Origin of the sequence: Streptomyces sp. MH60, from assembly GCF_002939385.1 — a bacterium.
Classification (GTDB): Bacteria; Actinomycetota; Actinomycetes; order Streptomycetales; family Streptomycetaceae; genus Streptomyces.
Genome location: NZ_MULI01000180.1, coordinates 1 through 1,434 on the forward strand (window position 1 = coordinate 1; position 1,434 = coordinate 1,434).

The 1,434-nt window shown below is 68.5% G+C and carries 2 protein-coding genes; both read right to left on the reverse strand.

Annotated elements, in window-relative coordinates; all coding sequences use genetic code 11:
- A partial coding sequence (locus tag BZZ08_RS38405) for an alpha-amylase family glycosyl hydrolase (protein ID WP_241965669.1) occupies positions 1 to 1,019 on the reverse strand: 1,019 nt, incomplete at its 3' end.
- On the reverse strand, positions 1,016 to 1,434 hold a 419-nt coding region (locus tag BZZ08_RS38410), incomplete at its 5' end, for a DUF3459 domain-containing protein (RefSeq protein ID WP_133169283.1). The genes BZZ08_RS38405 and BZZ08_RS38410, both read right to left, overlap by 4 nt.

Sequence of the window (1,434 nt, forward strand, 5' to 3'; positions counted from 1 at the left end):
TCGTCGGTGACCATTTCCAGGGTCAGCTCGTCGTGGTTGCGCAGGAAGATGCCCCACTGGCAGCCGGACGGGATCGCCGGGGTCTTGGCGAGGACCTCGGAGACCGGGTAGCGGGACTCGCGGCGCACGGCCATGAAGATCCGCGGCATCACCGGGAAGTGGAACGCCATGTGGCACTCGTCGCCGCCGGAGGCGTAGTCGCCGAAGTAGTCGACGACGTCCTCCGGCCACTGGTTGGCCTCGGCCAGCAGCACCGTGTCCGGGTACTGCGCGTCGATCTCGCGGCGCACCCGCTTGAGGAACGCGTGACTGGCGGGCAGGTTCTCGCAGTTGGTGCCCTCCTCGGCGTACAGGTAGGGCACGGCGTCCAGCCGGAAGCCGTCGATGCCGAGGTCGAGCCAGAACTTGAGCGCGGCCAGCATCTCCTCCTGGACCGCCGGGTTCTCGTAGTTGAGGTCCGGCTGGTGGGAGAAGAAGCGGTGCCAGTAGTACTGGCCGCGGACCGGGTCGTGGGTCCAGTTGGACGCCTCGGTGTCGACGAAGATGATGCGGGCGTCGGCGTAGCGGGTGTCGTCGTCGGCCCAGACGTAGTAGTCGCCGTAGGGGCCGTCGGGGTTCTTGCGGGACTCCTGGAACCACGGGTGCTGGTCGCTGGTGTGGTTCATGACGAAGTCGATGATCACGCGCATGCCGCGCTGGTGGGCGGCGTCCACGAACTCCACGAAGTCGGCGAGGTCGCCGAACTCGGGCAGGACGGCGGTGTAGTCGGAGACGTCGTAGCCGCCGTCGCGCAGCGGTGACTTGAAGAAGGGCGGGAGCCACAGGCAGTCCACGCCCAGCCATTGCAGGTAGTCCAGCTTGGCGGTCAGGCCCTTGAGGTCGCCGACGCCGTCGCCGTTGCTGTCCTGGAAGGAGCGGACGAGGACCTCGTAGAAGACGGCTCGTTTGAACCAGTCGGGGTCCCGGTCCTTGGCGGGGGTGTCCTCGAACTTGTCCGGCACGGGCTCGTTCACGGTCATGAGGCTGCGGACCCTTCGTTCCGGGGCGCGGCGGCGGAGGGCCGGCGGAGGTGGAAGACGTGGGCGGGGGCCCGGCCGGGCTCCAGCCGCACGTAGTTCGTGCGGCCCCAGTGGTAGGTCTCGTCCGTGAGTTCGTCGTGGACCGGCACCGACTCGTGCCAGTCCAGGCCGAGCTGCGGCATGTCGAGCGAGATCGTGGCCTCCTGGGTGCGATGCGGATCGAGGTTGGCGACCACCAGGACGACGTCCGACCCGACGCGCTTGCTGTACGCGATGAGCGCGTCGTTGTCGGTGTGGTGGAAGTGGAGGTTCCGCAGCCGGTGCAGTGCGGGGTGGGTGCGCCGGATGGTGTTGAGGCGGGTGATGAGGGGGGCGATGGTGGTGCCCTCGCGGGCGGCGGTGGCCCAGTCACGGG